We start from the raw sequence: 25740 nt of genomic DNA on the forward strand, positions 1-25740 counted from the left end.
ACACGAAAGGATTTCGATGAAGGCGTTCCTCACCCGGCTCATGATCGCGGCGGCCTGCATCACGGTCAGCGCGCCCCTGTCGGCGCAGGAGGGCATCCCGGCGGATACGCCTCTGGTCGATCACCACATCCATATCTTCTCGCCTGCTTCGTCGGCAGTGCTGAAAGGAATCTGCAAAGCGGTCGGGCCGGAGCGTTGTCCCGAAGAGATCTCGAAGGAACCCTCGACCGGTGACGACGTCGTCCGCGCGCTGGATGCCGCCGGGATAAGGAAGGGTGTGTTGTTCTCGGGGGCCTATTTCTTCGCCTCGCCGGCCGCGGCAGTGCCGCGAAGCAAGCTGGCGCAGCTGATCCGCGCCGAGAACGAGTTTATCGTTGCCCAGGCAAAAGCGCATTGCGGTCGCTTGATACCGATCATCAGCGTTAATCCGCTCTGGCCCGGAGCCGTTGCGGAAATCGATCATTGGGGGAAAGTGGGCGGCGCGGCCGGCGTGAAAATGCACCTTGGCAATTCCGGCTTCGATTTCCGCGACGCGGCCCAGGTCAAGAAACTCGCCGCTGTATTCGCGGCAGCCGACCGCAATCATCTGGCAATCGTCATCCACCTTCAGACGCAGCTTTCGACCTATGGTCCCGAGGATGCGCGAATTTTTCTGACCAAGGTGCTCCCCGCAGCGCCGCACGTGCCGATCCAGATTGCGCACGTCGGCAGCGGTGGCGGCCTCGACAAGGGCGTGCTTTCGGTGCTCGGCGTGTTCGCCGATGCGATCCATGACGAGCCGGCCCAAACGCGGCATCTGGTATTTGATCTCGCGATGGTGCCCGACCTTTTCTCGAACGCCCGCAAGCTGTCCGCTACCGCGAATGACGACGCTGCGCTCGGCGCCATAATGCGGCGCACCGGACTCGACCGGTTTGTGCCCGGCTCCGATTATACGTCCGGCCTCGATCTGCGCGCCTATTATGCCAATCAAAAGACATCGCTTGCGTTGAGCGAGGCGGACTGGCGGACCGTCGCCTATAATCAAGCCGCGTATGTGAGGGACCGGGCGCCGTGTCGGCGCCGGTGAACGGCGAAGCTGATCGCTTGGCGGACGCACTGGCGTGGTTGCCGGTTCGGAGCCCCGGAGCGTTCGACCTGAGAGTCGATTGCCAGCGTTGCCGATACAGCCACGTTAAACGCAGCCATCTCTGCGGCCGGTGCCCAATTGCGGTCGAGGAGTGACCAAGCAAGTCGCAGGTGCCCGATGCCGAGCAACACCCAAAGCACCAACAGCGATGGTAAAGCAGTGGCTTGCTCGGGAGCTAGAAACGGCATCGCCACCGCAGTTTCGAATTGAAGGAATGCAATGGGCAGCATTAGGCACAGCACAACGGCGTATCTTGCCAGAGCGAAGCGTCCTTCTGCTTGTCTGGGCATTTCCCGCCATGCGGCGAAAAGGCAGCCCATCGCGAAACCCAGGACCTTTCGATCCTCGATCGCTGCGTCCAGCTCACCCCACATCGCGCATGCCCATCCGCGACGATGTTCGCCCAGACTAGCGGTCGCAACCGCAAGGATTGCCCTCGCCAGCCCGGCCGTCATGCGAGCGCCGCTCGTGTCGACGGGCTGGCAGCCGCGACGTCGTTTGTCCGAGCAACAGCGATTCCGGCCGCCGTGATGCGGTAGACGTGGCGCGCGGGTCGGCCGAGCTGAGCCGGCTCACGCCATTCGGCCTCGACAAGGCCCTGCTCACTCATCCGCATCAACAGCGGATAGAGCGTGCCCGACATGAGTCCGGTCTCCTTCATGAGGTCATATCCATGTCGCCACTGCCGCCCTCCCGCGGTCAGCGCTTCCAGGAGGGCGAGCATTTGCTTCGATGGTCGGCGGCTGCGCGGCATCGCATCAGACAACCTATGTAGAGTTCGGAGTCAAGACGTGGCCGGCGTTTGTTGATCGGCTGCAGTCGTCGCTCTCGCCGTGGGAGGGGCTAAAACTGGAGACGACGATCGGCTCGTCTGCGCCCGCTCAGAGGATTGAGATAAATGAATGTCCGAAAGCAGGGATGATCCAGTCCCTCGGGAATGTCCGCAAATGGGTAACCGCAGAACCGGCATGCCGACGGCAGGAGGCGACAAACATACAACCTTCAGAGGCTGGGACGTGAACGGCCCGCTTGCTGTAAACCCGCTATTCGCCTCACCGACACTAGCCTGCCGGCAAGGCGCACAGCAGCCACTCGTAAGCAAACGCCATTTCGTGTAATCAGACCAGCTATCTCGGACGCATTCTTTGGCGCACTGTGTAAGGTAGTGTTGACACCCCGTAACGAGCGAGGTATGTCATGTTATCCTGACATAATGTCAGGGAGATCTGATATGGACAACGAGCCGCGATGAAGAACCGGCTAAGGGTGCTGCGAGCGGAACGCGAATGGAGCCAGCTCGAACTGGGCGGGCGGATCGGTGTTTCGCGCCAGGCGGTGAACGCGATCGAAACGGGGAAACATGATCCTTCGCTTCCGCTTGCTTTCCGTATCGCCCGACTGTTCGGCCTGCGGATCGAGGAGGTTTTCGATGATGAATGCGCGGATGAATGAGGAAGGCGAAGGCGCGCGTGCGGCGCGAGCCCGCATCCGGAGCTACTGGCGCACCGCTGTCTTGTCGCTGCTTGGCGGCGTTGGCATCGCCCTGATAATGTTACTGGGCAAGACCGAGCCGGGGCATCTCCAGCCGGTTTACGCGATTGCGACCGTGGCGGCGATGGCGATCGTGCTGCCGCTGGCCGTGCATTTCAACAATCGCTTGAAGGACGAGCTCGATCGGCTGAATGCGCTCAGGGCGAACAGCTTCGGCCTCTATGTCTGGCTGTTCCTTGGGTGGGGCTGGCTGGTCCTCGCAAATGGCGGGCTAGCGCCTCCGCCCAACATGCTGGCCCTGGTGGTCGTCACTAGCCTGCTCACTATGGCTTGTTACGTAAAGCTCAAGATGGGGCGGTAGCCCCGCCAACGCTCAGCCACCAGATTTCCGCTTCCGGGGAAGGTTCATGCGCATAGTCTTTCACGCCTTTTTGCTGATGACGGTATTGCTAGCAGGCATAGCGCCCGCCCGAGCCGCTCCACTGCCATCCTCGTCCGCGCAGGCCACGGCCGCGGCAATAGACGCCGTTGGCGAGTGGCATGGAACCCTCGTCACACCGGGCGGCGCGCTGACGCTGGTGCTGTTCGTCAGCCGCGCGGAGGACGGATCGCTCAAGGCCGAACTGGAAAGCCCGGACCAGGCGCCCGGGCAGAAGATTCCGGTGTCGAGCATCAAGGCCGAGGGCGACGAACTCTCGCTTGAGATCGCAATGATCCACGCGTCTTTCGAGGGACACTGGGTGGTGGCCGAACAGGCATGGAACGGAACGTTCCGGCAGGGAGCCGAACTGCCGCTCAAGCTGGCGAAGGGACCCCCGCCGGCAAAGCCCGTCGTAGCCGGGCTGGACGGGACCTGGCGTGGCAAGATCAGCCGCAACGGCGTCGATCTGCGGCTGGTGCTCCATATAAAAACCGGAGCCCAGGGAACAGCGGTGCTGTTGGACTCGCCAGACCAGCTCGCCAACGGCGTGCCGATCCAGGGCCTGATGCGGGACGGGCAGAAGGTGCGCTTCAGGCTCGACGTTCGCGGCATGCGCTATGACGGCGTCCTGTCGCCGGACATGCAGCGGATGAGCGGCACATGGCTGGCACCCGACCAACCCGCCGCGCCGGTCGATTTCGTGCGTGGCGATGGCGTTTCCGCCGGGAGCGCCCCTAAGCGGCCGCAGACGCCGCAGGCGCCTTTTCCCTATCGCGCCGAGGAGGTGGCGTTCGAGAATTCGGCAGAAAGCGGGGTCCATCTCGCCGGGACGCTGACGTTGCCGCAGGGCAACGGGCCGTTTGCGGCGGCGATCCTGCTCACCGGCTCAGGCCAGCAGGATCGAGACGAGACGATCCTCGGCCACAAGCCGTTCGCGGTGATCGCGGACTACCTGACCCGGCGCGGCATTGCGGTGCTGCGCGTCGACGATCGCGGTGTCGGCAAGTCGACCGGGGATGCAAGCAAGGCGACTTCGGCGGATTTTGCGACGGATGCAAACGCAGCCTTCGCCTTTCTGCGGACGCGCGGCGAGATCCGGCGCGATGCGATCGGCTTCATCGGCCATAGCGAGGGCGGCATGATCGGCCCGATCGCCATGGCGGCGAACAAGGACGTCGCTTTCCTGATCATGCTGGCCGGGCCGGGGACGGCGACCAGGGCACTGCTGCTTTCGCAGCGTCGCGCGATCGGGCTCAGCACTGGTCAGAGCGAAGCCGAGATCGATCGAGCTGAACCCGTCATGGCTGCCCTGTTCAAGGCGTTGGCAAGCGGCGCAAGTTATGAAGCGGGCGTCGCGGCCGCGCGTGCTTTGCTGACACCAGAGGCAATGACCGCGATCGGCGCGCCCCCTGGCGCGAGCCCCGAGCTGGTCATGGCGCAGTTCAGCAGCCCTTGGTTCCGCTATTTCTTCCAATATGATCCGGCGCCTAATCTGCGCGCGATCCGAGTGCCGGTGCTGGCGCTGAACGGGAGCCTCGACCGTCAGGTCCTTCCAGACGAAAATCTGGCCGCGATCAAGGCGGCCCTCAAGGACGATCACGATGCGACCATCGTCGAGATACCCGGCCTCAACCATCTGTTCCAGACCGCCAAGACGGGCGCCGTCGGCGAGTATGCCGATATAGAGGAGACGGTCGCGCCGGTCGCGCTTGAGCGAATGGCGGACTGGATCAACGCGCGCTTCGGACGCCGTCCAGGTTAATGCGTGGCGTTCCCGATAGCGGCTTTCGGCCCGTTGGTTATGGTGCCGGTCCGATGAGGTACATTGTCATAGCTGCGGCGACGATGTTGTGCGGCATCGCGTTGCCGAGCAAGGCCCTGGTGCCGCGACGTGCTGACCGGAAGATCGATCCCGCCCGGCTTCCGTTCGACGAGTCGAGCGGCTTCCTGAACGGTTACTCCCTCCGCGTCCCGCACCACGGCGACTTTCTGTGGAACGGCGCACCTGTCGGTCAGGTGGTGTTCACGAACTACCTTCGCCAATGGGCGGCTTTGCCCCCTAGCGCGGGCCGCCTCTTCGTAGCCTTCGAGCCGGGGACCCCGAAGGCCCGTGCGGGATGGGTCCGTAAGCAAGTCATCGACAGCGGCCTTTGTAAGCAGCATCGTTGTGCGGAGGTCGGCTGGAATGTGAAAAGGCCGGTTGTGAACTGACGCCTTGTGCTCCGCGCTTCAACGCGGACCGTCGCCCAACCACCAACTCAAGCTGTTCCCGGCCGCCTTCGGACGCCCCAAACCGGCCGTTCGATTGACATGAACGAGTGACCGGAATCGGGAAACCGAAGTTGCGCCGGAACGTCCGCATCTGGGTCAGACACGACCAAGATCAGGGATGCTTAGCCTACCGCTCCGCGTTCTGCGCCGTGGAATGGTGCGGATCGTCGCCAGGGACATAGGTACCCATTCCGCCGCCTCCAAGCGCGCCGCCACCTATACCACCACCACCGCCGCTCCGGCCAGCATCGTCCTTGTTGCTTCCGGCTCTGCCGCCGCCGGACGACGCGGGACGTGTGGGTCCCTGCATCGCTATGGTCAAGTCGGCTGGGATCGGGTCGAGATCGAGCGCATCGCGCACGAACGCACGCAGCGATACAACAAGATCATGCGTGTGGACCGGGTGGCCCGCGACCAGCTCGCGAACCGCCCTGTCCGCCAGCCGGACATGCTCCTCGGTACCGAGCAGGATGATGTCGGAAAGCGCGGCCTCGACCGCGTCGCGGATGCGGCGCGTGCGGTCCGACCGCGCCGCGCCGTCCGCACTGAGGTCCAAAGCGGCCATTGGCTCCTCTGCGACGCCGCCCTGGTCCCGCCGCCGCAGGTCGCGCCGGTGGGCCGGATCGACGGTCAGGTCCCCGGTAAACGATCCGCCGAGGACCTTGTAGGCGGCGATGAGTGTCCTGAGGCGCTCGTTGATCTGCCGGTTCATGCGCTCACGGCGCTGCTGGAACGTCATTTGGGTGAGCAGACGAATGCCAACGCCCAGCAGCGTAACCAGCGCCAGCCCGAGGATGGTGGCGAGCAGGCTCTGCCAAGAGCTGAAATCCAGACCGCGCAAGTGCATTCCCCTAGCTACAGTCTATGGAACGCTCGTCGATCCTGCAGGTGCCGCAGAGCGGCACGACGGCGAAAAGAGCGAGTGCAATCTCGCACTGTTAACGCAGCTCAACGGACGTCCGAAACTGGGAAACCGCAAAGCTACGCTGAATGTTGCCTTCTGGGTCGTATTGACCGGCGTCAGTGGGGCGCGTTCCAATCAGCTCCCGCGAGCGTCTAGCAACATGCGCAATCGTTCTGCATCTGCTGCCGAGGCAGGGTTGTAGACAATCATTCCGAGCTCGGGCCGTCCTTCGACTGCGAACGATGAGAACTCCATAGCGAGCAATCCCGCGTCGGGGTGATGGATCCGTTTTACCCCCTCGCCGTGAGCGACCACGTCGTTGTCCTGCCACAGTGACTGGAATTCAGCGCTGATGTGGGACAGTTCAGTGACCAGTTGGGTGACGGCCGCGCTACTGTTGGCGCCCGCCCGCGCCACGTCTGCACGGAAGGCGCCGACGACGAACCGGGCAACGCCTTCCCAGTCCGCGTTTCGGACACGGATGTGGTCGCTGCCGAACATCATGCGGAGGATGTTGCGTCCTTCACGCGGCAGCTTGGCATAGTCGGTCAGCAGCACCGCCGCCGCGCGGTTCCAGCCGACCACATCCCACATCGCCGTCTTGATGATCGCCGGGCTCATCACCATCCCGTCGAGCACGCGCTGCAGTCGTGGGGAGATGCCGTCTACCGGCTGGTAGCGCGCCTCCGGCGGACGGCCGAGGCCCAGCATGTAAAGATGCTCGCGCTCCGGATCGGTCAGCATCAGGCCCTTGGCGATGCGGTCGAGCACGTCGGCCGACGGCGCGCCGCCTCGACCCTGTTCGAGCCAGGTGTACCAGGTCGGGCTGATGTTCGCGCGGGCAGCCACTTCCTCGCGCCGCAGCCCCGGGGTGCGCTGTCGGCCGCCGAACCCCAGGGCCACCGGATCGAGGCGGGTGCGGCGGTCGCGCAGATAGGCTCCAAACGGGTTAGGCGCTTCGCTGGCCATGATCGATCCTGTTAGGCGTTATACCACGATAAGGTCACTACTTTAACACTGTTGATTCGGTCGCGATATGCCTTCTCAGTAAGAAGGAGGTTTGAATATGCGCGTGTTCCTCACCGGCGCGACCGGCTTCATCGGCTCGCATGTCGTTCCCGAACTCATCGCGCGCGGCCACCAGGTGCTTGGCCTCACCCGCTCCGACGCCGGCGTCCGGCAGCTCGAAGCGGCTGGCGCCGAAGTCCATCGTGGCGATCTGGAGCAGCCCGAGACGCTCGCCAGCGGCGCGGCGGCGGCCGACGCGGTGATCCACTGCGCGTTCGACCATAATTTCGCGACCTTCTTCGAGAATACCAAGAAGGACGAACGCAATATCGCTGCGATGGGCGCTGCGCTCGAGGGGACGCAGAAACCTCTCCTCATCACCTCGGGCGTCGGCATCGGCACGCCGTTGAATGGCGGCCCGGCGACGGAGGACGTGCTCAACCCGCGCCACGCCAACCCGCGCATCGCGACCGAACTTGCCGGCGCGGCGCTGATCGCACGACGCGTCGACGTGCGCACCATCCGGCTGCCGCAAGTCCACGACACCACGAAGGCTGGCCTAATAACGCCGCTGGTCGCCGAGGCGCGTCGAGCTGGTGCGGTGGCGTATGTCGGCGAGGGGCGGACACGCTGGTCCGCAGCGCATGTCAGCGATGTGGCCAAGCTTTACGTCCTGGCACTGGAGAAGGGCGAGCCGGGTGCGCGCTACAATGCGTCGGTAGAGGAGGGCGTCACCGCTCGCGCCATCGCCGAGGCGCTTGGAAAGGGGACCGGGCTGCCGGTCCGCTCGGTCGCAGCCGACGAAGTCGAGCATTATTTCGGCTGGATGGCACCCTTCGCGGCGCTTGAAATGATCGCGTCCAATGCCTGGACACGCGCGCGGCTGGGGTGGGAACCGACGGGACCCGATCTGCTCGCCGACCTCGCCGCGATGAACTATTCGCTGCTCGCCGAAGCCTGATCCGGCAATGCTCGCTGGCGAGCGGAACCGCCGAGCCAGCGATCAACGCAAGATCCGCGTAATAAGGGAGAAGTTGATGGGTCGCGGCGGATGAACGAGCCGCCTGTTGGGAAGCCGCCCGGATGCCCTGAAGGTCATTTTATGGGTTGTCGCTCCCGCAAAGTTGCCGGGCGCGACCCGCCCCACTTTCGGAAATTGTGGCTCGTTCATATAGTGCGGCGATGATTGGGCCATTCGAACCGGGCTACTGGTCCAAGAACGTGGCTCAGCGCTCGTTCGGAGCAATGGTGGCTGGAGGGCGATATGTCGTCGCCGTACCCTTCGCTGATTTCGATGGCGACGTTCATCCTGTTGGCGAAGGATGGACTTTCTTGGGGGCAGCGTTCTTGCCGTACGACGATGGGCAATCGTTATTCGTTTCGCTCGACGGTGAGCGTGAATGGCACATCCGTCTGCAATGGCGGGCCGATGAACAAGCCGAGATCCTCGACCATTTCGATGCGTATGTTCAGCCGGGGATCGGCAGCTAACCACCCGATTGTGTTGAAAAAGGCAGGCTTGAAGTAGTCGCGGACTGGTGATTCAATGTTCCCGCGGGTGCGGGAGACGATCCGATGATGGGCGAGCGGACGGTGGCGCAGGAGGCGCTGTTCTACAGCTTCAACCTGGAGCGTCATGTGCCGGCAGATCATCTGTTGCGCTCGATCGACCGTTTCGTGGACCTTTCGGATATCCGCGAGCAGTTGCGGCCTTTCTACAGCGAGACGGGGCGGCCCTCGATCGATCCGGAGCTGATGATCCGGATGCTCATCATCGGCTACTGCATGGGCATCCGTTCCGAGCGCCGGCTGTGCGACGAGGTGCATCTGAACCTCGCCTATCGCTGGTTCTGTCGGCTGGGGCTGGAGGGCGACGTGCCCGACCACTCGACCTTCTCGAAGAACCGCCACGGGCGCTTCCGCGATTGCGACCTGCTGCGCCGGCTGTTCGAGACCACGGTTGCGCGCTGCATGGCCGAGGGTCTGGTCGGCGGCGAAGGCTTCGCGGTCGACGCCAGCCTGATCCGGGCCGACGCCAGCCGGCAGCACACGGTCGATCGCGACGACGACCTGCCGCCCGGGAGCGGCAGCCATGCTGTGCGCGAGTATCTCGCCGTCCTCGACGATGCCGCGTTCGGGGCGGCCACGCCCGTCGCGCCCAAGCAACTGGCGGTTGCCGACCCGGCCGCACGTTGGACCGCTGCATCGCGGGAGCGGGCGTTCTTCGCCTATTCGACCAACTATCTGATCGATCTCGATCATGCCCTGATCGTCGACGTGGAGGCGACCACGGCAGTGCGCCAGGCCGAGGTTACTGCGCAGCGCCGGATGATCGAGCGCACGCAGGAGCGCTTCGGCCTGTGGCCCGAGCGGCTGGCGGCGGACGCTGGCTATGGCGATGCTCCAAACCTGGCATGGCTGGTTCATGAGCGCGACATCCATCCGCACATCCCGGTGTTCGACAAGTCGGCGCGGCGCGACGGCACCTTCGAGCGTGCCGCCTTCACTTACGATCATGACGATGACAGCTATGTCTGCCCCGGCGGCAAACGCCTGCGCCCGAGAAACCGCAACTTCGCCAACCCTCGCAGCAATGTCGGGCAGGACGGCTTCATCCGCTACCGCGCCCGCCAGCAAGACTGCGCCGGCTGCGACCTGCGGCAGCGCTGCACGCCCAACATGCCGGCGCGCAAGGTCATCCGCTCAATCCACGAAGGCGCCCGCGATCTGGCGCGCGACATCGCCACCACCGACGCCTACGTCACCTCTCGCCGCCAGCGAAAGAAGGTCGAGATGCTGTTCGCGCACCTCAAACGCATCCTCAAGCTGGACCGCCTGCGACTGAGAGGACCAAATGGCGCCAAGAACGAGTTCCTCCTCGCCGCCACCGCCCAGAACCTCCGCAAGCTTGCCAAAATCATCCCGATGCAGACGCCGCCGCTCCCTGCCTGAGGTCCATCGGCCCCCGCGCGCCGCGCTCAAACCAACACTACGCTGCGGCCCAAGGGCGAGTTTTTCAACACAATCCACCCAGTCGCAGACGTTCACTCGAACTTGCATTCGCTCCGGTAGCGGACTGCCTCTGGCCTACTTATGATGCCGGCATGCCAAGGGTTATCGTCCCTCTTTTCGCGATCGCGTTATGCGCCTGTGGCCGATCGCCCAACGTCACGGCCCCGCAACCTGCGGAACAGGAGATCGCACCACTATATCTTCCGTTCGACAACTCCACCGGATTTCTCGACGGCTACTCTCTGAAGGTGACCAACCAAGGCAACCTTTTCTTAGCGTGCCAATAAACGACGCCACCTTGAAGGATTATCTTAGTCGGTGGTCGGAACGCCCGCATGACGCCGGTTGTCTATTTGTCGCATTTGAACCGGGTATCTCCCTGACCCGTGCAGAATGGGTTCGACGGCAAGTGGTCAACAGCGGTCTCCGCGCCCAGCGACGCTGCCGGGAGGTTGGGTGGGACGTAAAGAGGCCCATTGTGAACTGAATGTTTTCAGGCCGGTGGTGAGCGAAAGCGGACTGACCGCTAACCACCCACGCTTGAATATTTTGCGGAACCGCGACGCTCCTGGGACCTGCCGATCAACCCAGATGAACGGGCGTGCATTTTGGGGCGGGATCCCGCGAACGCTGAACGTCCGCAGCTGGGCCTGGTCGGCTCGCACATTGGGCGGAATGACGGCCTGCGGATGATTGAGGCGATCCGCGCATCTGGATAGAACGATGCGACTCGCACGGGTGGCTGCCGCTCTGTCCAGGCTCCGGCTAAAGGCGTCAGCGCGTGTGCTAAGCATGTTCTCAACCGCCCGGCGGGTCACCCCGTTTCCCGCATCGCCAACATCGAAAAGATGGCTGCCCAAGACGGATCATGTATCGATGACATTCGCTACATTCTTGAATCCACTGGAGAATGATCCGTTTCTGAGGCAATTGGCGCTGACCTCTTGCCAATCGGTGGATGCGTAACCTAGCTTCGGCGTGCGCCGCTTTCAGCGCGGCGCCGAGGCGTGAGAACCTCGCTTAGCGACTGACGGATCCGCTTTCGCGGGCCGGGTGGCCTGCGCGCATGTCCAAGCCGTTCGCGGCCAAAGGCGTCGGCGCATGTTTCCTAAGCATGTTCTCATCACCCGGCTTCCGCCGGTCCAGCCTCGCGATGGGAGGCAGGTCGCTTGGAGCGGGTTCTGGAAGTTGGCGAGGGGCGGTGCATCTGCCGTCGTGCCCGGTGCCGCTGAGCCTCGGCAAGCTCGGCGAGGAGGCCCTCGACGACAGCATGGCGGCTTGCGCGGCACCTGCGCCGCCGGTGCCGCTCGATCTCGCGTCGCTCTACCGGTCCCAGCGCTCGCGCCTGTTGCGCTTCTTCCACCGGCGCACCGCCGACCCGCATGAGGCGCAGGACCTCCTGCAGGAAACCTTCGTCCGCGTGATGGGAGTCGAGCATGGGCCGACGTTTCGCAAGCCGGAGGCCTATCTGACGCGCATCGCCCAGAATCTGGTGCGCGACCGCGCCAAGACCCGGGCGCGGCGCTCGGCATCGGCGCATGTCCTTGCCGATGAGACGATTCTCGCCGGAACGGATCAGAATTGCCTGCTCGAAACCCGCGATCTGCTTGACCGGCTGGAGCGCGCCATGCTGGAGCTTCCCCAGTCAACACGGGACGTCTTCATGGCACATCGACTCGAAGGCCTGACCTATGCCGAGATCGCCGCGCGGTCGGGCCTCACGGTCAAGCAGGTCGAATGGGCGATTGCGCGATCGATGGTGGAGCTCGACCGGGCCCTAGGCCCGCGCTGATGGTGCCGCCTCCCATCGATCCGGCGGCCGAGGAGCGACTGCGACAGGAGGCAGGCGAATGGTTCGCGCGGATGCGCGGGCCCGATGCGGAGGGCCATCGCACCGCGTTCGAGGCCTGGATCTCGGCGCATCCTGACCATCTCGCCTTTTACGATCGGATGGTGCTGCGCTGGCAGCAGGCCGGCCTGGTCGGGCACACCGATGTCGGGCAACGCCGCGAAGGGCTGCCGCCGCGGCGCAGGGCGGTGCCGGCCGCGCGCTATTATGCGCTCGCTGCCTCGGTGATCGTTGCGGTCTTGATTGGCTTTTCGGCCTGGCTGTGGTCGCCCGGGCGATCCGGCGGCGGGACTGCGGGGATCGACATCGCGCGCACGGCGGTATCGTCGCCCGTCGGGATACGCCGCGTCCGGCTCGCCGATGGTTCGATCATCACGCTCGACACCCAGACCAGCGTGACGGTGCGCCTGACCCCGTCCGAGCGCCGGATCGTCCTCGTGCGCGGCCGCGCGCGTTTCGAGGTCGCCCATGATATCGGTCGTCCGTTCATCGTGTCGGCCGGCGACGACGAGGTGGTCGCGCTGGGCACGGTGTTCGATGTCAGCCTGGTGTCCGGCCGACCACGGGTCAGCCTGCTGCGCGGGTCGGTAGAGGTGCGGCGTGCGCCGCGTGCCGCGACGGGTCAGGTGCGGACGATCGCCCGGCTGGTCCCGGGCCAGTCCTTTGCATTGGATAGCGACGCGCCCGTCCCGCTGACCGCGCCGCCCGCCGATGCGGCCTGGGCGTCGGGCATGCTGGCGTTCGACGGCGCTCCGCTGAGCGAGGTGCTTGCCGTCGTCAATCGCTACTCCACGCGCGAGGTGACGATCGACGAGCCGGGGCTTGCGACCCTCAAGGTCACCGGCACGTTCAGGGCCGACCGGCCCGACCAGCTCGCCGCGACGTTGGCGGCTGCGTTCGGACTTGAAGCTGCGCCGCGCGGTGATGGGTTCGTTCTGCGCCGCCGGAGACCGGCGCAGCCCTAGCCGACTGCCGTCGCGCCGCGGCTGGTTGTCATTCTCGAAAATTAATTTCGGTCGGCTCCAGGGAAACCCGTTCCGCCGTCGTCAAGGCACCCCAGGCGACCCGCGATTTTAGCGGGCGCATGGGGAGAAGCAGGATGCGCGACCGGAATTTTGGACGGGGTTTCTTGGGGCTGAGTGTTGCGGCCGCAGCGTTCTGCGTGCTGCCGGCAGCAGGCCAGCAGGCAGGCTCGCATCGGTTCGACCTGTCCGAGCAGCCTCTCGGCGCGGCGCTCCGCTCGGTCTCCATCGCGTCCGGCGAGGCGATTGTCGCGCCTACGGAGCTGGTCGCGGGCAAGCGCAGCCGGGAGCTCGCGGGAAACTATTCGACCGAGGATGCGGTGGCCCGGTTGCTCGATGGAAGCGGGCTCATGGCCGTCAGGGTCGGAAACGCGCTGGTGATCCGGCGCCAGTCAGCCGAAAGCGCGCAAGACGCCCAAGGCGAAGGGGAGGGTGCCGGTGACGGCGAGGTCGTCGTGACCGGCACCCGAATCCGCGGGCGGGCGCCGGCGGGCGCGTCGGTGATCACGATCGACCGCAAGGCGATCGAGCAGAGCGGCTACGCGACGACCCAGCAGGTCCTGCAGGCGCTGCCGCAGAATTTCGGGGGCGGCCCGAACGAGACGACGTCGGCGACGGCGCGCGGCAACGCCGATTCCAATACCAGCTATGGTGCCGGTCTCAACCTCCGCGGGCTCGGGGCATCCTCGACCCTGGTGCTGCTGGCTGGCGAGCGACCGCCGATGGCCGGTGTCTCCGGCATCTTCACCGACCTGTCGATGATCCCGGTGAGCGCGATCGAGCGCATCGAAGTGCTGCCCGATGGCGCCTCGGCGCTCTATGGGTCGGACGCGGTGGCGGGCGTGGTCAACATCGTGCCGCGCAGCCGCTTTCGCGGGCTCGAGACGTCGCTGCGCCAAGGTTTCGGTAACGGCATGCACGAATTCCAGGGCAGCGCCATCGCCGGTACCGGCTGGTCGAGCGGGCAGGTGATGCTGTCCTACGAATATTATTTCCGCAGCCGGCTCGCTGCGGCGGACCGCCCCTATGTCAGCGAGGATCTCCGGCGCTACGGTCTTGGCGATTTCCGTGGCGCCGCCGGCGTTCCCGGCACGATCACCGCGGGCGGGCGGCGCTTCGGCATCCCGGCGGGTCAGGACGGCACGGCCTTGCGGGCGGCCGACCTCCTGCCGGGCCAGCTCAACCTGCTCGACCGCTATGCCGGTTCCGACATTCTCCCGCAGCAGGCGCGCCATGCGATCTTCGCCAGCGCGCGCCAGTCGCTCGGTGACCGTCTTGAGCTGCATGCGCAGCTGTTGTTCGGCGATCGCCGCTATGCGGTGCGGCGGCCGACGGCGCGCAATGCACTGACCCTGACCGTGCCGGTGACAAACCCCTTCTATGTGGATCCGATCGGGACGCACCAGCCGGTACAGGTGGCGTATAATTTTCTCAACGACCTCGGCTCGGAGAGCGGTCGCGGTTTCAGTCAAGCGCTCGGCGCGACCTTCGGCGCCGACCTCAGCCTGGGCCGCTGGAACGTGGCGCTTGGTACGACCTATGGACGGCAGGTCGAAGGCCTGACGGTCTATAATCTCGTCAACACCGCGCGCGCGGCGCTCGCGCTGGCGGACACCAGCCCGACAACCGCGCTCAACCTGTTCGGTGACGGCACCGCGAACAATCCCGCGACCCTCGACAAGATCCGCGGCACGCTCACCAGCGGCGGTCGTTACGGTCTCTGGGCGTTCCAGCTGCGCGGCGATGGCCCGCTGTTCGCGCTCCCGGCGGGCGATGTCCGGCTGGCGGTCGGTGCCGAGCACCGTCGCGAGCATTACAGGAGCGACCCGGCAGGCCTCGACATCACCGCGTTGGCTCCCGTCGTATCGACGGCGAGCGCGTTCAGGGGCGCGCGCGAGGTGACCGCCGCCTATGCGGAGCTTGCCCTTCCTTTGTCCGATTTCGACGGGAACGGTTTCGGGATCGGCCGCCTCGACCTGTCGGCCGCGCTGCGCGGCGAGCGGTACGCCAGGATCGGCGATACGCTCAATCCGAAGCTGGGGCTTTCCTGGGTGCCGGTCCGGGCCGTCCGGTTGCGGGGCAGTTTCGGAACCTCGTTTCGCGCGCCGAGTTTCGGCGACCTCAGACAGGATGCCAGCACCACAGCCTATTTCGCCTATCCGGTACCGAACCCATCCGCGCCCGGCGGCGTCACCAATGCCCTGATCGTCCGCGGCAACGATCCCGATCTCGGCCCCGAGCGCGCGACCACCTGGACGGCCGGCATCGACCTGCGCCCGGACGCGCGCTCCGGCCCGCATGGCCAGCTGACTTATTTCGGAATCCGGTATCGCGACCGCATCGTGAACCTGTCTTCCGCGCTGCTCACCTATTTCAGCGACCGCGCGGTCTACGCGCCGATCATCAATATGCAGCCCGATCCCGCGGCGGTCGCGGGCTATTATGCCAGTCCCTATTTCCTCCCGCTGACCGCGATCCCGGCAACCGCGATCAGCGCAGTCGTCGACGCGCGAACCCAGAACCTCGCGTCGCAGCGTATGTCGGGACTCGACTTCGACCTGGGCTATCGGTTCGCGCTGGCCGGCGGGGATGCCGAGCTTGGCGTGAGCGGCAGCTATCTGATCGACTTCCGGCAGCAGCTGACGGCGACCGCGCCGCCTGTCACGCTCGTCGGTACGATCGGCAATCCCCCCGATCTTCGGCTGCGCGGACGCGGGACCCTGGCGCTTGGCGGCTTTGGCGCTGCGCTGTTCGCCAATTATGTCGACGGCTACAGCAACGCCACCAGCGGCACGCCCAAACCGGTGGGGAGCTGGCTGACCTTCGACCTGCAGCTGAGCTATCGCACCGGCGAGGCCAGCATTCTTCCCGGCCTTTCCTTCTCGCTCAGCGCCAATAATCTGTTCGACCGCGATCCGCCGCGTGCGGCCTATCTGCTCGGCACGACCACTATCGGCTATGATGTCGAGAATGCCAGCCCGCTCGGGCGCGTCGTGGCGCTCCAGGTGAGCAAGCGGTGGTAAGGCGGCTGGCGGGGGCGGGCGCTGCATGGCTGATGATGGTGGCGTCTCCGGCGTTAGCGGAGGATTGCCGGGCACGCCTGCTTCCTCCCGCAGCCATTGACGCCGTTCCAAGGCGCGCGATCGACGCCGAGGACCTGATCGAGCTGCGCGACTTCGGGATCGCCATCGACGTGCCGGGTGGCGAGCCGCCATTCTCGCTGTCGCCGGACGGCTCGCGCCTCGCTCTGTTGCTTCGGCGTGCGGACGTGGTGACCAACAGCTATTGTCTGGGGCTGGTCGAGATCGACCTGAAGTCTCGGGCGGCGCGCCTGCTCGATGTCGGCGGCGAGCCGACGCTGATCCTGTACGACATCCACGGCATTGCCGATCAGGGAACCGGCGCGTTCGATGCGTTGCGCCCGCTCTGGTCTCCCGACGGCCGGTGGATCGCCTATCAGCGCCGGATCGGCGGCGTGACCCAGCTCTGGCGCGTGGCTGCCACGGGCGGTCCTGCGGAACAGCTGACGCATGGTCGAAGCGATATACGCCGCTTCGCCTGGGCCGGGGACAGCGACCGTCTTGTCTATGCCGTGCGCGACGGCATTGCCGAGGCCCGCGCGGCCAGTGCGGGGGAGGGCGACAGCGGCTATCTCTACGACGCCCGTTTCTGGCCGCTGTCGGGCGTAGCGCCCGAGCCCAGCGCGACGATCCCGCTCGCCTATTTCACCTATGACGTCTTGAACGGCATGGCGCGCGAAACGAGCGCGGCGGAGCGCGCGGTGCTGCTGCCCGCCGCCGATCCGCGCTATCCTGCCGGCACGCTGCTGCATGCCGAGAGCGGGACGGGCGACCTCGCCTGGGTCGCGCGCGCAGCGGGGCAATATCAGGGTCCGCAATCGCTCGCCGCGCGGGTCTCCGGCACGCTCTATCCCTGCACCGCAGAGGCCTGTGACGATCGCATCATCGGCCTGTGGTGGTGGCGTCCCGACGAAATCCTGTTCCTGCGGGACTGGGGTACGCGACGACTAGGGGAGCTCGAATTCTTCCGGTGGCGTCCGGGGAGCGCGCCGGTGTCCATGTCCCGGACGACCGATCCCCTCAACGGGTGCCTGCGCCAGGACGACACCCTGCTCTGCGGCCGTGAGGCAGCGGGCCAGCCCCGCCGGCTGGTCCGGATCGATCCGGCAGGGGGCAGCGACCTCGTGTTCGATCCCAATCCGGAATTCCAGCGTCTGCGTCTCGGAAAGGCGCAGCGATTTTCCACCGTGGCGGAAGATGGCGCGAAGGCCTTTGGTGATCTCGTGCTGCCGCCCGACCATCGGCCGGGCCAGCGCCATCCGCTTGTCGTGGTCCAGTATAATACGCGCGGCTTTCTGCGCGGCGGGACCGGGGACGAATATCCCGTGCATTTGCTCGCATCGCGGGGCTACGCGGTCCTGAGCTTCCAGCGCCCGCCGAGTGCCGCCTATGGCAAGCCTGTGCCGGATCTCCTTGCCTATCAGAAGACCAACATGGCGGGCTGGGCGGATCGCCGGCGTACCTTTTCGGCGCTCGACAGGCTGGTCGATCGGGTGGTCGCGACCGGCACGATCGACCCAGGCCGCATCGCGATCACCGGCCTGAGCGACGGGACCGCCACGATCCAATGGGCCTTGCTGCACAGCAGCCGGTACCGCACGGCGATCATGAGCACCTGCTGCGAGGATCCGTCGACGGTCTCCATTGCCGCCGGGCCGGCGTTCGCCGCCGAGACTCGCGCCTGGGGCTATCCCCCGGCGGGGCGAGACAATCCGGATTTCTGGCGGGAATATTCGCTCGCCCGTAACGCGGATCGGGTCGAAGCGCCGATCCTCGTCCAGGCTGCCGATCGCGAATATCGCCTGGCGCTGGAGACGGTCGCGGCCATGCGTGAGGCCGGCAAGCCCATCGAGCTCCATGTCTTTCCCGACGAATATCACATCAAATGGCAGCCGCGGCACCGTCGCGCGATCTATGAGCGTGTCCTCGACTGGCTCGATTTCTGGCTGCTCGGCCGCGAGGATCCGCTCCCGGCCAAGTCGGCTCAATATGCCCGCTGGCGCGCCTTACGATCCGGCCAAGGTTCAGCCGAGCCGGCCCGCCCAGGCCCGTAGCCACGCCTCGATCGAAGCCAGTCGGAGCAGGCGGTTGGCGGCCATGTTGGAGATACGCGCCTCGACGGTGAGCAGGGCGCCGATCGCCGGCAGGTCGATCAGCCGCTGCTCGGCGAGGCTCCCGCCGAGCAGCAGGTCGCGGACGACGTCCCGATTGTGGGTGAGGAGCGCATGCGTGAAACCGCCGAACCCGCCCTTGGTGCCGCGGGCCAGCGTGGTGGCGGGAAGCAGGTGTCGGAACGCGGCACGCGCGACCGCGCGGTTCCGCCCGTCGCGGCACCAAAGCCAGCTGGGGATCGAGAGACATGTCTCCACCACCGGTTGGGCGAGGAGGGGGGCGACGACCGGGGCCTGCTCGGCGCGGGCGGCCCATTCGAACTGTCCCTGCATGAGGACGAGCACCCGTACATAGGCCTGAACGCCGGGTAGCGTCCCGCGCGGCGCGGGAAGCCAGGGATGGGCGGGCATCGCCTCGAGCGCCTGGGCTGCCGGTGCCAGGAGAGTGAGGTCGTACGGCCAATGCCGCGGCCGGCGGCGCAGCAATCGGCGCGCCGCGAGCCGCAACGCTTCCGTCCGGGAAGCCCCGGTCATCCAGGCGAGGTCGTTCAGGGTCGCGAGAAAGGCGCCGACACCTTCGCAGCGGAGGCGGTCGAGTGCCGGCGCCACCGTCTGGAAATACCAAAGCACGTTATCGCCGCCGCCGCCCGAGAGGAACGCGTCGCACCCCATCTCAGCGGCAGCGCCGAGGACCGCATGATCCACTGCCTGGCTGAAAGCACGAGCGGTCGGCCGCGGCAGCGCCGCGGCGTCAGAGCGGCGGAGATCGACGGCGCCAACGTCGAGCGTCACGCTGCGCCACGGAAAGCCGAATGCCTGGGCGACCTCATGCGCATAACCGGTCTCGTCGAGATCGGTATCGCTTCCACGCACGGTCACGCAGCGAGCCTCACGCCCGGCGAGGTGAAGCGCAGCGGTCACGATCGAGGAGTCCACGCCGCCTGACAGCTCGCTCAGCGGCCTCTGATAATCGGCGGTGAGTGCTTTCACCGATAGCGCGATCACCTCACGGACGCGGCGCGCCGCCTGGTCGAACGCGGGCGGGTCGCGCCAGCGCTCCGCGTAGCGATAGGGCGACCATAGAGTCTTGGTCTCCCGCCGTTCCGGCGTCACCGTCATCGCCGTGCCCGGGACCAGTTCGGTGAGACCCTCGAGTGCCGTGCGTGCGGTCCGTCGGCCGATGAACTGCAGCTCCGATCGGATCTCCGCCCAGTCGATCGCCAACCCAGTTGCGCCTGCCTCTAGGGCATTTAGCGCATCCGAAGCCACCACCATGCCGGCGTCGCTCGTTCCCATATAGCAGGGCACGGCGCCCGACGGGTCGCGTATCACGATCAAGCGGTCGTCCGCTGCGAGCAGTGCGACATAGCTTCCCCAGAAGCGTTCCATCAGCGCCGTACCGCCCGTCGCGACCCAGTTTTCGGCGGCCTGCCTGGGTACCTCCCGAAGCATCGCCCCGCTGCAATCGAACAGCCGTCCCCAGATGACGCCGAGCCCGTCCGGCAGGATCAACGCGGTCCCCGATGGCGCGCCGTGAAAGCGGATGCCCGGCCGGTGCGCGGTCGCGTCGAGCACTAGACGCGACACCAGGCCGGCTGGCGGCGCCGGTGCGGGGCGTCCCCAATGCGGCAGGACGGCCGTGAACCGATCGTGCCTCATACGACCAGGATCGGTGTGAACGCTCTGACGTGATCTGCGTCGTCGTTCAGAATCTCGGTTGGCGACTGGAGCCAGCAATGCGCTCGAAACGGGTTTGCGATCACGCCGAAGATCGCCCGGGCATCGCTGCCGCGGCGATGCAGGAAATCGAGCATCGCGAAGGAGGCGGGAAGGCAATCGCCTTCGAGAGCGCGCGGGCCGCGCGCAAATTGAAACTGCGACGCGAAGCGCTGTGGCGGCCCTGGATTATCCGGGCGCATCGCTCGCGCGCGGGCGATCAGTCCGTGCAACCCGCCTGTCGCCAGGCGGCGCCGCGTGCGGTGGACGCTGAGGCGCGCGCCGCTCCATGCGCGCAGGGCGCCGAGCGGCGTCGAAGGCGCCGTCGCTCTCGGAAGCGAGTCGATGGGGATCGCCATCTCGACCGGCTGCGGCCGCAGGGTGGCGGCAGAAGCGCGAAGCAGGCCGGCCTCGACCAGCAGCGGCACCGCGGGAGGCGGTAGATCGGGCCTGTCGTCGCCGAGCCATGCGCGAAAGGAGTGCGTCATCCCGCCGGGCAGGGCGAGATACCGGTCGGCCTGCACATCGAGAAAGACCACCGCGTCCGATGCGATGCAGAAGCTGACATGTGGCGGGAGTTCCCAGCCCATGATCCGGGCGCCAGGCGCCGACGGCCAGCGCCGCCGGCGCCCATAGCGTCAGTCCTCGTCGGACAGACCGATTTCCCGCAGGCCGACGCCGACGATGTCGACTTCGGGGATCGGGAAGCCCTGGGTCTCGGCGGTTGCCGCGCCGAGGTCGATCAGCTTGGTCATGTCACGGTCCTTTCAGATTGCCGCAAGGATTTGCGGCATTCCAAGGATCGGACGGGTTTTGGGATACCCGAAGTTTATACGGCAGATATTTGGCGAATGTTTGGATCGCTGCGACGCAGCATCAGGCCGGACCCCGATGAAGCGCGCGGACGAGCTGCGGCACCGCTGCGATTCGCCGGCGGTGATAGGAGCCCAGCAGCGTCCTGAAGGTCCTGAGGTCGGCCCGGATCAGCGCCTCCAGCTCCTCCTGCGTGTCCGGCAGGATCGCCGGTTCGATCAGCCGGATCTTGTACAACCGGTCGTTGATGCCCTTAATCGCCATCGCGTGCTCGCGGTTCGAGGAGCGCTCGGCGATCGCGGTGAACAGATGCTCGACCTGTCCGGCGACTGCATCGGTCGGCTCGCCGGGGCGGTAGCTGAAGCGCGAGGCAAGGCTCGACTGCAGCGCGATCCTGAGCAGTTGCTGGTTCCAGTCATACAGGTCGCGGAGGTCGGGTTCGGTCGCCTTGGGGATGGTGAACCCGTCTGCCCCCGCCTCGACGAGCCGTTCGCCGGCGAGCCGGTGGAGCGCGTCGCGCACCGGCGTGATGCTGGCCACCAGCTGCCCGGCCAGATGCGCGGGATCGAGGCGGTCGCCGGGTGCGGTCCTGCCCTCGCGCAGCAACTGCTTCAGGCCCGCATAGACGCGGTCGAATACGGGCGCCGGGTTCATCATCGCGTTCACCTCTCGGCGCCCGGATCGGCATCGGCCGCGTCGAGGCCGCGCCGGAAGTCCGAGACCATCGCCGCCTGGTCCGGCCGTAGCGCATCCACCGCGCCGATCCGTTCGGGGAGCGCGGCCTCGAGGAGGATCGACGGGCACTGGCCCTCGTAATTGCCGAGATTGGGCCGGTGCTGCCGGTAGCCGACCAGCGCCGCCAGGTCGGCCGGGAAATGGCGCGCGACTGCGGGCGGATAGGCGAGCCATTGATTCTCATACGGCTTGAGCCAGCCCAGGCAGTAGCTGACGATCATGCCGCGCCGGACCTCGTTGCTCCGGTTCCCGCCGGCGCCGTGGAGCGTCGAGCCGAGGAAGAGCAGCGCCGATCCCGGCGGAATCTCGGCCGGCCGGCACGGACCTGGCTCGCCCTGTTCGAGCGCCCGCGCGCCATGGCTGTCGGGATAGATCAGGGTCGCGCCATTCTCCGCCGTGTAGGGCGTGAACGGCCACATCACATTAACGAGATACTCGACCTCGCCCTTCACGCCCTCCCACATGTCCTGGTCGCGGTGCGGCAGCTGGCGCGGGCTGCCTGGATGCAGCTCGATCGCCTGGCTGAGGTTGAGCTGGATGCAGTCGCACCAGGGGCGCAGCACGCGCTCGACGATGTCGATGATGATGGGGTGCTGGATGAAGGCGGCGGCGTGCGCCGATCGCGCGAGCAGACTGCCCAGGCGCTTGGTCCGCTCGCCATAAAAGTCGCCCTGGCAGAACAGGGTTCGTTCGAAATGCGCCTGCAGGTCTGCATCGAGGTCTGCGACCAGCGTCTCCGGCACGAGATCGGGAATAACGCACCAGCCTTGATCGAGCAGCGCTGCCGCCAGGCTGGCGGATTGTTCGGATTCTGCCTTGAGTGCGGTTGCCATGGTTTGTCTCCGGATGGGTGGATCAGGCGGCTTGCTGCCCGGTGCTCGGGTCGATGATCGCGGCGGGTGCGATGCCGGCGCGTGCGAGCAGCGCCGGCGTGTCCGGCGTGATGTCGATCTGCAGCGCGCCGAGCATCGCGCCGCCGACACGGCGCGGCGGCCCGAGCGGTTTGCAGTCCCAGCCAAAGGCGAGGATCTGCTGCAGCCAGCCCATCTCCGCCACGCCGGTATAGGTTTTGATGCCGGCCGAGAGCGCGAACTCGGCCAGTGCGGTGACCAGCGTATCGCGGGTGACGCGGCGCTGCCGGCCGCTCTGTTCGGGGTCCAGGCAAAATCGAGTGATTTCGCGAACCGCCGGGCCGTGCGGGATGGGCAGCTCGCTCAGCTCCGGGAACAGCGTGTCGAGAATATGCGGCCGGTCGGTTTCGAGCAGCCGTGCCGAGCCGAGATGCGCGCCGCTCGCATCGGTCAGCACCAGATAGGTGGCATGGGGATCGTCGAACTGGTCGACCTCATAGTGCCCGGCGAGGACGGGCACGTCCCATTTGAGCAGGTCGATGAAGACACGCTTGCGCGCTGCGAACATCGCCCGCAGCACCGCGTCTTCGCCGGCGCCGCCCGCGGAAACGGTGGATAGAAACACTGGCTTTCTCCCGTCTGGTGATGGACGGGAGCAGACCAAATGCGCCGTTGGCGCGACATCCCCAGTTCTGGGGGGTTGTCAGCGCTTCAAGATGTCCGCGAAGGTGATCAGTCCGTCGAACAGCGCCCAGACCGCCAGCATCGCCTGTTTCGGCACATCGTAGCGCGAGCGTGCCAGCTTGAGATGCTCGATCACGGTTTCCTCGCTGAGGCTGAGGATCTGTGCGATTTCCCAGGCGCTCTTGCCGCGCGCCGCCCACAGCACGCACTCGCGCTGCCGATCCGTCAATACCGGCGGGCGACCCGGCGCGACATCGCGGATCTTGTTCAGGCGCCGCGCAGCCTCGAAGGAGAAGGCGCCGATTGCCTCGATCAGGGGTAAGGTCCGCTCCGGCATCGCGCGGGACGGTTCCACCGCGAACGAGCAGGACCCGCTCATCTCGCCCGGCACATGTGCCGGTACGGTGAAACCATCACCGATGCCTTCGCGCCGAGCCCGCTCGAGCACATGCTCGTCGGCACGGGTAAGCTTGATCATCGCGGGGACGTTCGACCAGATGAAGCCGGCATTGGTGACCTGGCTTGCCCGGTGCACCGGATCGGATACGCTGAGACCGTTGTTATCGAACCACTCGACCCACGGTTCCGGATAATTGTGCAGGCGAATCGCCTGTCCGTCAGTCGAGGCGAAATGCTGGGTCAGTGCGAAATACTGAAATCCCATGCCGCGGCAGGCTTGCTCCAGGGCGTGTTCCAGTTCCTGGTTGGTAACCGCAGACTTGATCAGCTCCAGGAATTCCCGGCAACGTGTCAGTTCAGGCATAGCTCCTTTCGACCTCGGGGGCGTTCCCAATCCGCCTTGTCCCTCGAATCGCCTTGTTCGGGTCGCGATCGCCTGGCCTCATTTTCGGCAACAACGACGTAGCAGTTGCTTGCCTACAAGCATGGCAACAGCAATAAGGCTATTGCGGTTTGCAGTGCAACATCAGCGATTTAACCCCCATTTCTTGGTAAAGCGTAACCTGAGAATTTATGATCGGATTGCCCTCACATTTGTTGTGGGGAAAATTCATGCTCGCTCGGGCAGCACGGGCCCTCAAGTGCTTCTGGTCAACTTGTCGAGGATTCCGCGAAAACATGCTTGCAGCCCCCGCAACCGGGCAGGCTGCTTCTTTGTGACGCGAGGCCCGCACGCCGGCATGCCCGATGGCAGCGATCCGGCGCAGTATCGCTGGCTGGTGAAGCTCGACCGGCCCGGCTGGGCCTGGGAATGGCTGCGCCGTGATACCGCGTATGTCGGTAGCACCCCGTCAAAGGCAATCACAACGGCCGCCGGGCCCCTGTTGCTCGAGGAGGCTCCCGATCTTGCTCGGGGGCTGTTGTTTCGCGGAGAATCCGGCGACGCCTGCGTGGCGCGCACGGATTTTCTTCGATGCCGCGACGGACCCGTCAGTCCTGCCATGCGATGTCGCCGGCGAAGATCCTTCCGGGTTCGATCTGGCTAGCGTCGGCTGCTTCTCTGCGGTGCTGCGCGGCAAGGAGCCCCTGGAGCATGTCCTGCTGACCGACGGTCTGCACCGGCTCAGGCTCGATGTCCGTGGTGGGACAGTGACGAGAGCGCCGGTCCGTCTGCGGTTCGCCTTTGACGGACTGAAATCGATCGATGCCCCGCTGATGACTTTGCGTCGCCTGGTGGCGTTTGACCGCCGCGGTGCCATGCCGCTCGGCCTGTTCGGCACGGAGCGCAGGACCGGCCGCTGGATTGCGGCCCTGCGGGCCGACGACGCCCGGCGTGCCGGTGCCAGCCAGCGCGACGTCGCCGGCCTTCTGTTCGGACCGGATCGCGCTCGAAACGATTGGGTTGAGACGTCTGACTATCTCCGCTCTCAGGTCAGACGCCTCTTGTCCTTTGGTGAGCGCATGCGGTCGGGAGGGTGGCGGGACCTGCTGCTTTCGGGACCGGGCGCCTGAGAGCCGCCTGGTAATAGGGTAGCTGGCGGATGGCAGCTCCCGGCGGCGCAGCGCGTCGGACTTGCTGCCGGGGCCTTTTGGCTTCGAGAGGAAAGCCGGCGATCTTGCGTCCTGCTATTTTGCCAGTTCGGTCCTCACCAGGTCGACGAGCTTGCCGCGCTCAAACGGCTTTCTGAGGAAATGGGTCGCGCCTTCTCCCAGCGCGACGCCGGCTTCGAGATGGCCCGAGGTCAATATCATCGGGAGGGTCGGGAATCGCTGTCTGACGATCCCCAGAAGGTCGAGCCCGTCGACCGAGCCGGGCATGCGAACGTCGCTGAGGATAAGGTCGGCAATCTCCCCCGAGTCGAGTAGGCCCACGGCCTGATCGCCGTTAAAGGCTTCGATGACGACATACCCGGCCTCGCGCAGCGCATCGGCGATGAGCAGACGGATCAGCTGCTCGTCCTCGACCACTAGGATCCGCATGCGGTGCCACGCCGGATTTGTGTCGCATCGTCCATCTGCATTCGTTTCCATCAACATGGCTGTGACCGCTAACGTGGGGCGGGGACGGCAGTTCCGCGCAAGGGACGTCGAAGCCTCGCCTGCGCGATATCGTGCGGTGCCTGGGTGCGCCGGCGGACTGGCCGTGACCGGGGCAAGGTCGGAAGGTTCGGAGCGACATCAGCAATGGTTGGGAAGCCTTCGGCTCCCCCGGGGGGAGCCGAACGCGGGGGATCAAGGGAGCGC

Annotated in this window: 24 protein-coding genes and 1 pseudogene; 14 read left to right on the forward strand and 11 right to left on the reverse strand. The window is 66.0% G+C overall.

Annotation, left to right across the window (positions count from 1 at the left end; all coding sequences use genetic code 11):
• Positions 1 to 16 precede the first annotated feature (16 nt).
• Positions 17 to 1069, forward strand: a complete 1053-nt coding sequence (locus ACZ1I2_RS11155) for an amidohydrolase family protein (RefSeq protein WP_465169626.1) — start codon at positions 17 to 19, stop codon at positions 1067 to 1069.
• 511 nt (positions 1070 to 1580) lie between these two features.
• Here the strand turns inward: ACZ1I2_RS11155 and ACZ1I2_RS11160 are convergent.
• The gene (locus tag ACZ1I2_RS11160; RefSeq protein ID WP_465169625.1) at positions 1581 to 1853 is read right to left on the reverse strand and encodes a PadR family transcriptional regulator; all 273 of its coding nucleotides are present in this window, start codon (positions 1851 to 1853) and stop codon (positions 1581 to 1583) included.
• Positions 1854 to 2377: 524 nt separating this feature from the next.
• Here ACZ1I2_RS11160 and ACZ1I2_RS11165 point away from each other — a divergent pair.
• The 4 genes from ACZ1I2_RS11165 to ACZ1I2_RS11180 are packed head-to-tail and all read left to right on the forward strand — an operon-like array spanning position 2378 to position 5252.
• On the forward strand, positions 2378 to 2581 hold the full coding sequence (locus tag ACZ1I2_RS11165; protein WP_465169624.1) for a helix-turn-helix transcriptional regulator: 204 nt from the start codon (positions 2378 to 2380) through the stop codon (positions 2579 to 2581).
• Entirely contained in the window at positions 2559 to 2981 is a 423-nt protein-coding gene (locus ACZ1I2_RS11170; protein WP_465169623.1) for a hypothetical protein, read from the forward strand. The genes ACZ1I2_RS11165 and ACZ1I2_RS11170 overlap by 23 nt, the downstream gene beginning before the upstream one ends.
• Positions 2982 to 3027: 46 nt before the next feature.
• Positions 3028 to 4803, forward strand: coding sequence for an alpha/beta hydrolase family protein (locus ACZ1I2_RS11175; RefSeq protein WP_465169622.1), 1776 nt, complete (start codon positions 3028 to 3030; stop codon positions 4801 to 4803).
• A 53-nt stretch (positions 4804 to 4856) separates the two neighbouring features.
• The gene (locus ACZ1I2_RS11180; protein WP_465169621.1) at positions 4857 to 5252 is read left to right on the forward strand and encodes a hypothetical protein; all 396 of its coding nucleotides are present in this window, start codon (positions 4857 to 4859) and stop codon (positions 5250 to 5252) included.
• 187 nt (positions 5253 to 5439) lie between these two features.
• Here ACZ1I2_RS11180 and ACZ1I2_RS11185 read toward each other — a convergent pair whose 3' ends face one another.
• Both ACZ1I2_RS11185 and ACZ1I2_RS11190 read right to left on the reverse strand, forming a co-directional pair.
• Positions 5440 to 6159: a hypothetical protein gene (locus tag ACZ1I2_RS11185; RefSeq protein ID WP_465169620.1), complete on the reverse strand. Its 720-nt coding sequence runs from the start codon at positions 6157 to 6159 to the stop codon at positions 5440 to 5442.
• A gap of 192 nt (positions 6160 to 6351) precedes the next feature.
• Positions 6352 to 7185 (reverse strand): helix-turn-helix transcriptional regulator, encoded by an 834-nt coding sequence (locus ACZ1I2_RS11190; protein ID WP_465169619.1) that lies wholly within the window; start codon positions 7183 to 7185, stop codon positions 6352 to 6354.
• Positions 7186 to 7282: 97 nt separating this feature from the next.
• On the opposite strand from ACZ1I2_RS11190, the gene ACZ1I2_RS11195 reads away from it, so the two are divergent.
• The 7 genes from ACZ1I2_RS11195 to ACZ1I2_RS11225 all read left to right on the forward strand — a co-directional run bounded on the left by ACZ1I2_RS11195 (position 7283) and on the right by ACZ1I2_RS11225 (position 18241).
• Complete coding sequence (locus tag ACZ1I2_RS11195) at positions 7283 to 8185, forward strand: SDR family oxidoreductase (RefSeq protein WP_465174098.1); 903 nt, start codon at positions 7283 to 7285, stop codon at positions 8183 to 8185.
• A gap of 221 nt (positions 8186 to 8406) precedes the next feature.
• Positions 8407 to 8715 (forward strand): DUF3601 domain-containing protein, encoded by a 309-nt coding sequence (locus ACZ1I2_RS11200; RefSeq protein WP_465169617.1) that lies wholly within the window; start codon positions 8407 to 8409, stop codon positions 8713 to 8715.
• Between the two features lie 84 nt (positions 8716 to 8799).
• Positions 8800 to 10176 carry a transposase gene (locus tag ACZ1I2_RS11205; RefSeq protein WP_465174097.1) on the forward strand — a complete coding sequence of 459 codons (1377 nt, stop codon included), beginning with the start codon at positions 8800 to 8802 and terminating at the stop codon, positions 10174 to 10176.
• 1261 nt (positions 10177 to 11437) lie between these two features.
• Positions 11438 to 12028 carry an RNA polymerase sigma factor gene (locus ACZ1I2_RS11210; protein WP_465169615.1) on the forward strand — a complete coding sequence of 197 codons (591 nt, stop codon included), beginning with the start codon at positions 11438 to 11440 and terminating at the stop codon, positions 12026 to 12028.
• The gene (locus ACZ1I2_RS11215) at positions 12028 to 13050 is read left to right on the forward strand and encodes a FecR family protein (RefSeq protein ID WP_465169614.1); all 1023 of its coding nucleotides are present in this window, start codon (positions 12028 to 12030) and stop codon (positions 13048 to 13050) included. Before ACZ1I2_RS11210 ends, ACZ1I2_RS11215 begins: the two co-directional genes overlap by 1 nt.
• 164 nt (positions 13051 to 13214) lie before the next feature.
• The gene (locus ACZ1I2_RS11220; protein WP_465169613.1) at positions 13215 to 16130 is read left to right on the forward strand and encodes a TonB-dependent receptor domain-containing protein; all 2916 of its coding nucleotides are present in this window, start codon (positions 13215 to 13217) and stop codon (positions 16128 to 16130) included.
• Positions 16124 to 18241 carry an Atxe2 family lasso peptide isopeptidase gene (locus tag ACZ1I2_RS11225; protein WP_465169612.1) on the forward strand — a complete coding sequence of 706 codons (2118 nt, stop codon included), beginning with the start codon at positions 16124 to 16126 and terminating at the stop codon, positions 18239 to 18241. The genes ACZ1I2_RS11220 and ACZ1I2_RS11225 overlap by 7 nt, the downstream gene beginning before the upstream one ends.
• Here the strand turns inward: ACZ1I2_RS11225 and ACZ1I2_RS11230 are convergent.
• The 7 genes from ACZ1I2_RS11230 to ACZ1I2_RS11260 form a co-directional block, all read right to left on the reverse strand.
• Positions 18212 to 19957 (reverse strand): asparagine synthase-related protein, encoded by a 1746-nt coding sequence (locus ACZ1I2_RS11230; RefSeq protein ID WP_465169611.1) that lies wholly within the window; start codon positions 19955 to 19957, stop codon positions 18212 to 18214. The genes ACZ1I2_RS11225 and ACZ1I2_RS11230 overlap by 30 nt on opposite strands.
• On the reverse strand, positions 19954 to 20553 hold the full coding sequence (locus tag ACZ1I2_RS11235) for a lasso peptide biosynthesis B2 protein (RefSeq protein WP_465174096.1): 600 nt from the start codon (positions 20551 to 20553) through the stop codon (positions 19954 to 19956). Before ACZ1I2_RS11235 ends, ACZ1I2_RS11230 begins: the two co-directional genes overlap by 4 nt.
• A gap of 99 nt (positions 20554 to 20652) precedes the next feature.
• Positions 20653 to 20769 carry a hypothetical protein gene (locus ACZ1I2_RS11240; protein ID WP_465169609.1) on the reverse strand — a complete coding sequence of 39 codons (117 nt, stop codon included), beginning with the start codon at positions 20767 to 20769 and terminating at the stop codon, positions 20653 to 20655.
• A gap of 121 nt (positions 20770 to 20890) precedes the next feature.
• Positions 20891 to 21484, reverse strand: a complete 594-nt coding sequence (locus ACZ1I2_RS11245) for a GntR family transcriptional regulator (RefSeq protein WP_465169608.1) — start codon at positions 21482 to 21484, stop codon at positions 20891 to 20893.
• A gap of 5 nt (positions 21485 to 21489) precedes the next feature.
• Complete coding sequence (locus ACZ1I2_RS11250; RefSeq protein ID WP_465169607.1) at positions 21490 to 22395, reverse strand: phytanoyl-CoA dioxygenase family protein; 906 nt, start codon at positions 22393 to 22395, stop codon at positions 21490 to 21492.
• Positions 22396 to 22417: 22 nt separating this feature from the next.
• On the reverse strand, positions 22418 to 23038 hold the full coding sequence (locus ACZ1I2_RS11255) for an acyl-homoserine-lactone synthase (RefSeq protein WP_465169606.1): 621 nt from the start codon (positions 23036 to 23038) through the stop codon (positions 22418 to 22420).
• Positions 23039 to 23116: 78 nt separating this feature from the next.
• Positions 23117 to 23860 carry a helix-turn-helix transcriptional regulator gene (locus ACZ1I2_RS11260; RefSeq protein ID WP_465169605.1) on the reverse strand — a complete coding sequence of 248 codons (744 nt, stop codon included), beginning with the start codon at positions 23858 to 23860 and terminating at the stop codon, positions 23117 to 23119.
• A gap of 376 nt (positions 23861 to 24236) precedes the next feature.
• Between ACZ1I2_RS11260 and ACZ1I2_RS11265 the strand changes: the two are divergent.
• A pseudogene (locus ACZ1I2_RS11265) lies at positions 24237 to 24296 on the forward strand (hypothetical protein); the annotation flags it as partial.
• A 106-nt stretch (positions 24297 to 24402) separates the two neighbouring features.
• The gene (locus ACZ1I2_RS11270; RefSeq protein WP_465169604.1) at positions 24403 to 25008 is read left to right on the forward strand and encodes a DNA -binding domain-containing protein; all 606 of its coding nucleotides are present in this window, start codon (positions 24403 to 24405) and stop codon (positions 25006 to 25008) included.
• 114 nt (positions 25009 to 25122) lie between these two features.
• On the opposite strand, the gene ACZ1I2_RS11275 is transcribed toward ACZ1I2_RS11270, so the two are convergent.
• Complete coding sequence (locus ACZ1I2_RS11275) at positions 25123 to 25533, reverse strand: response regulator (protein WP_465169603.1); 411 nt, start codon at positions 25531 to 25533, stop codon at positions 25123 to 25125.
• Positions 25534 to 25740: the final 207 nt, after the last annotated feature.

Source organism: Sphingomonas sp. BL-S-29 (assembly GCF_055521495.1).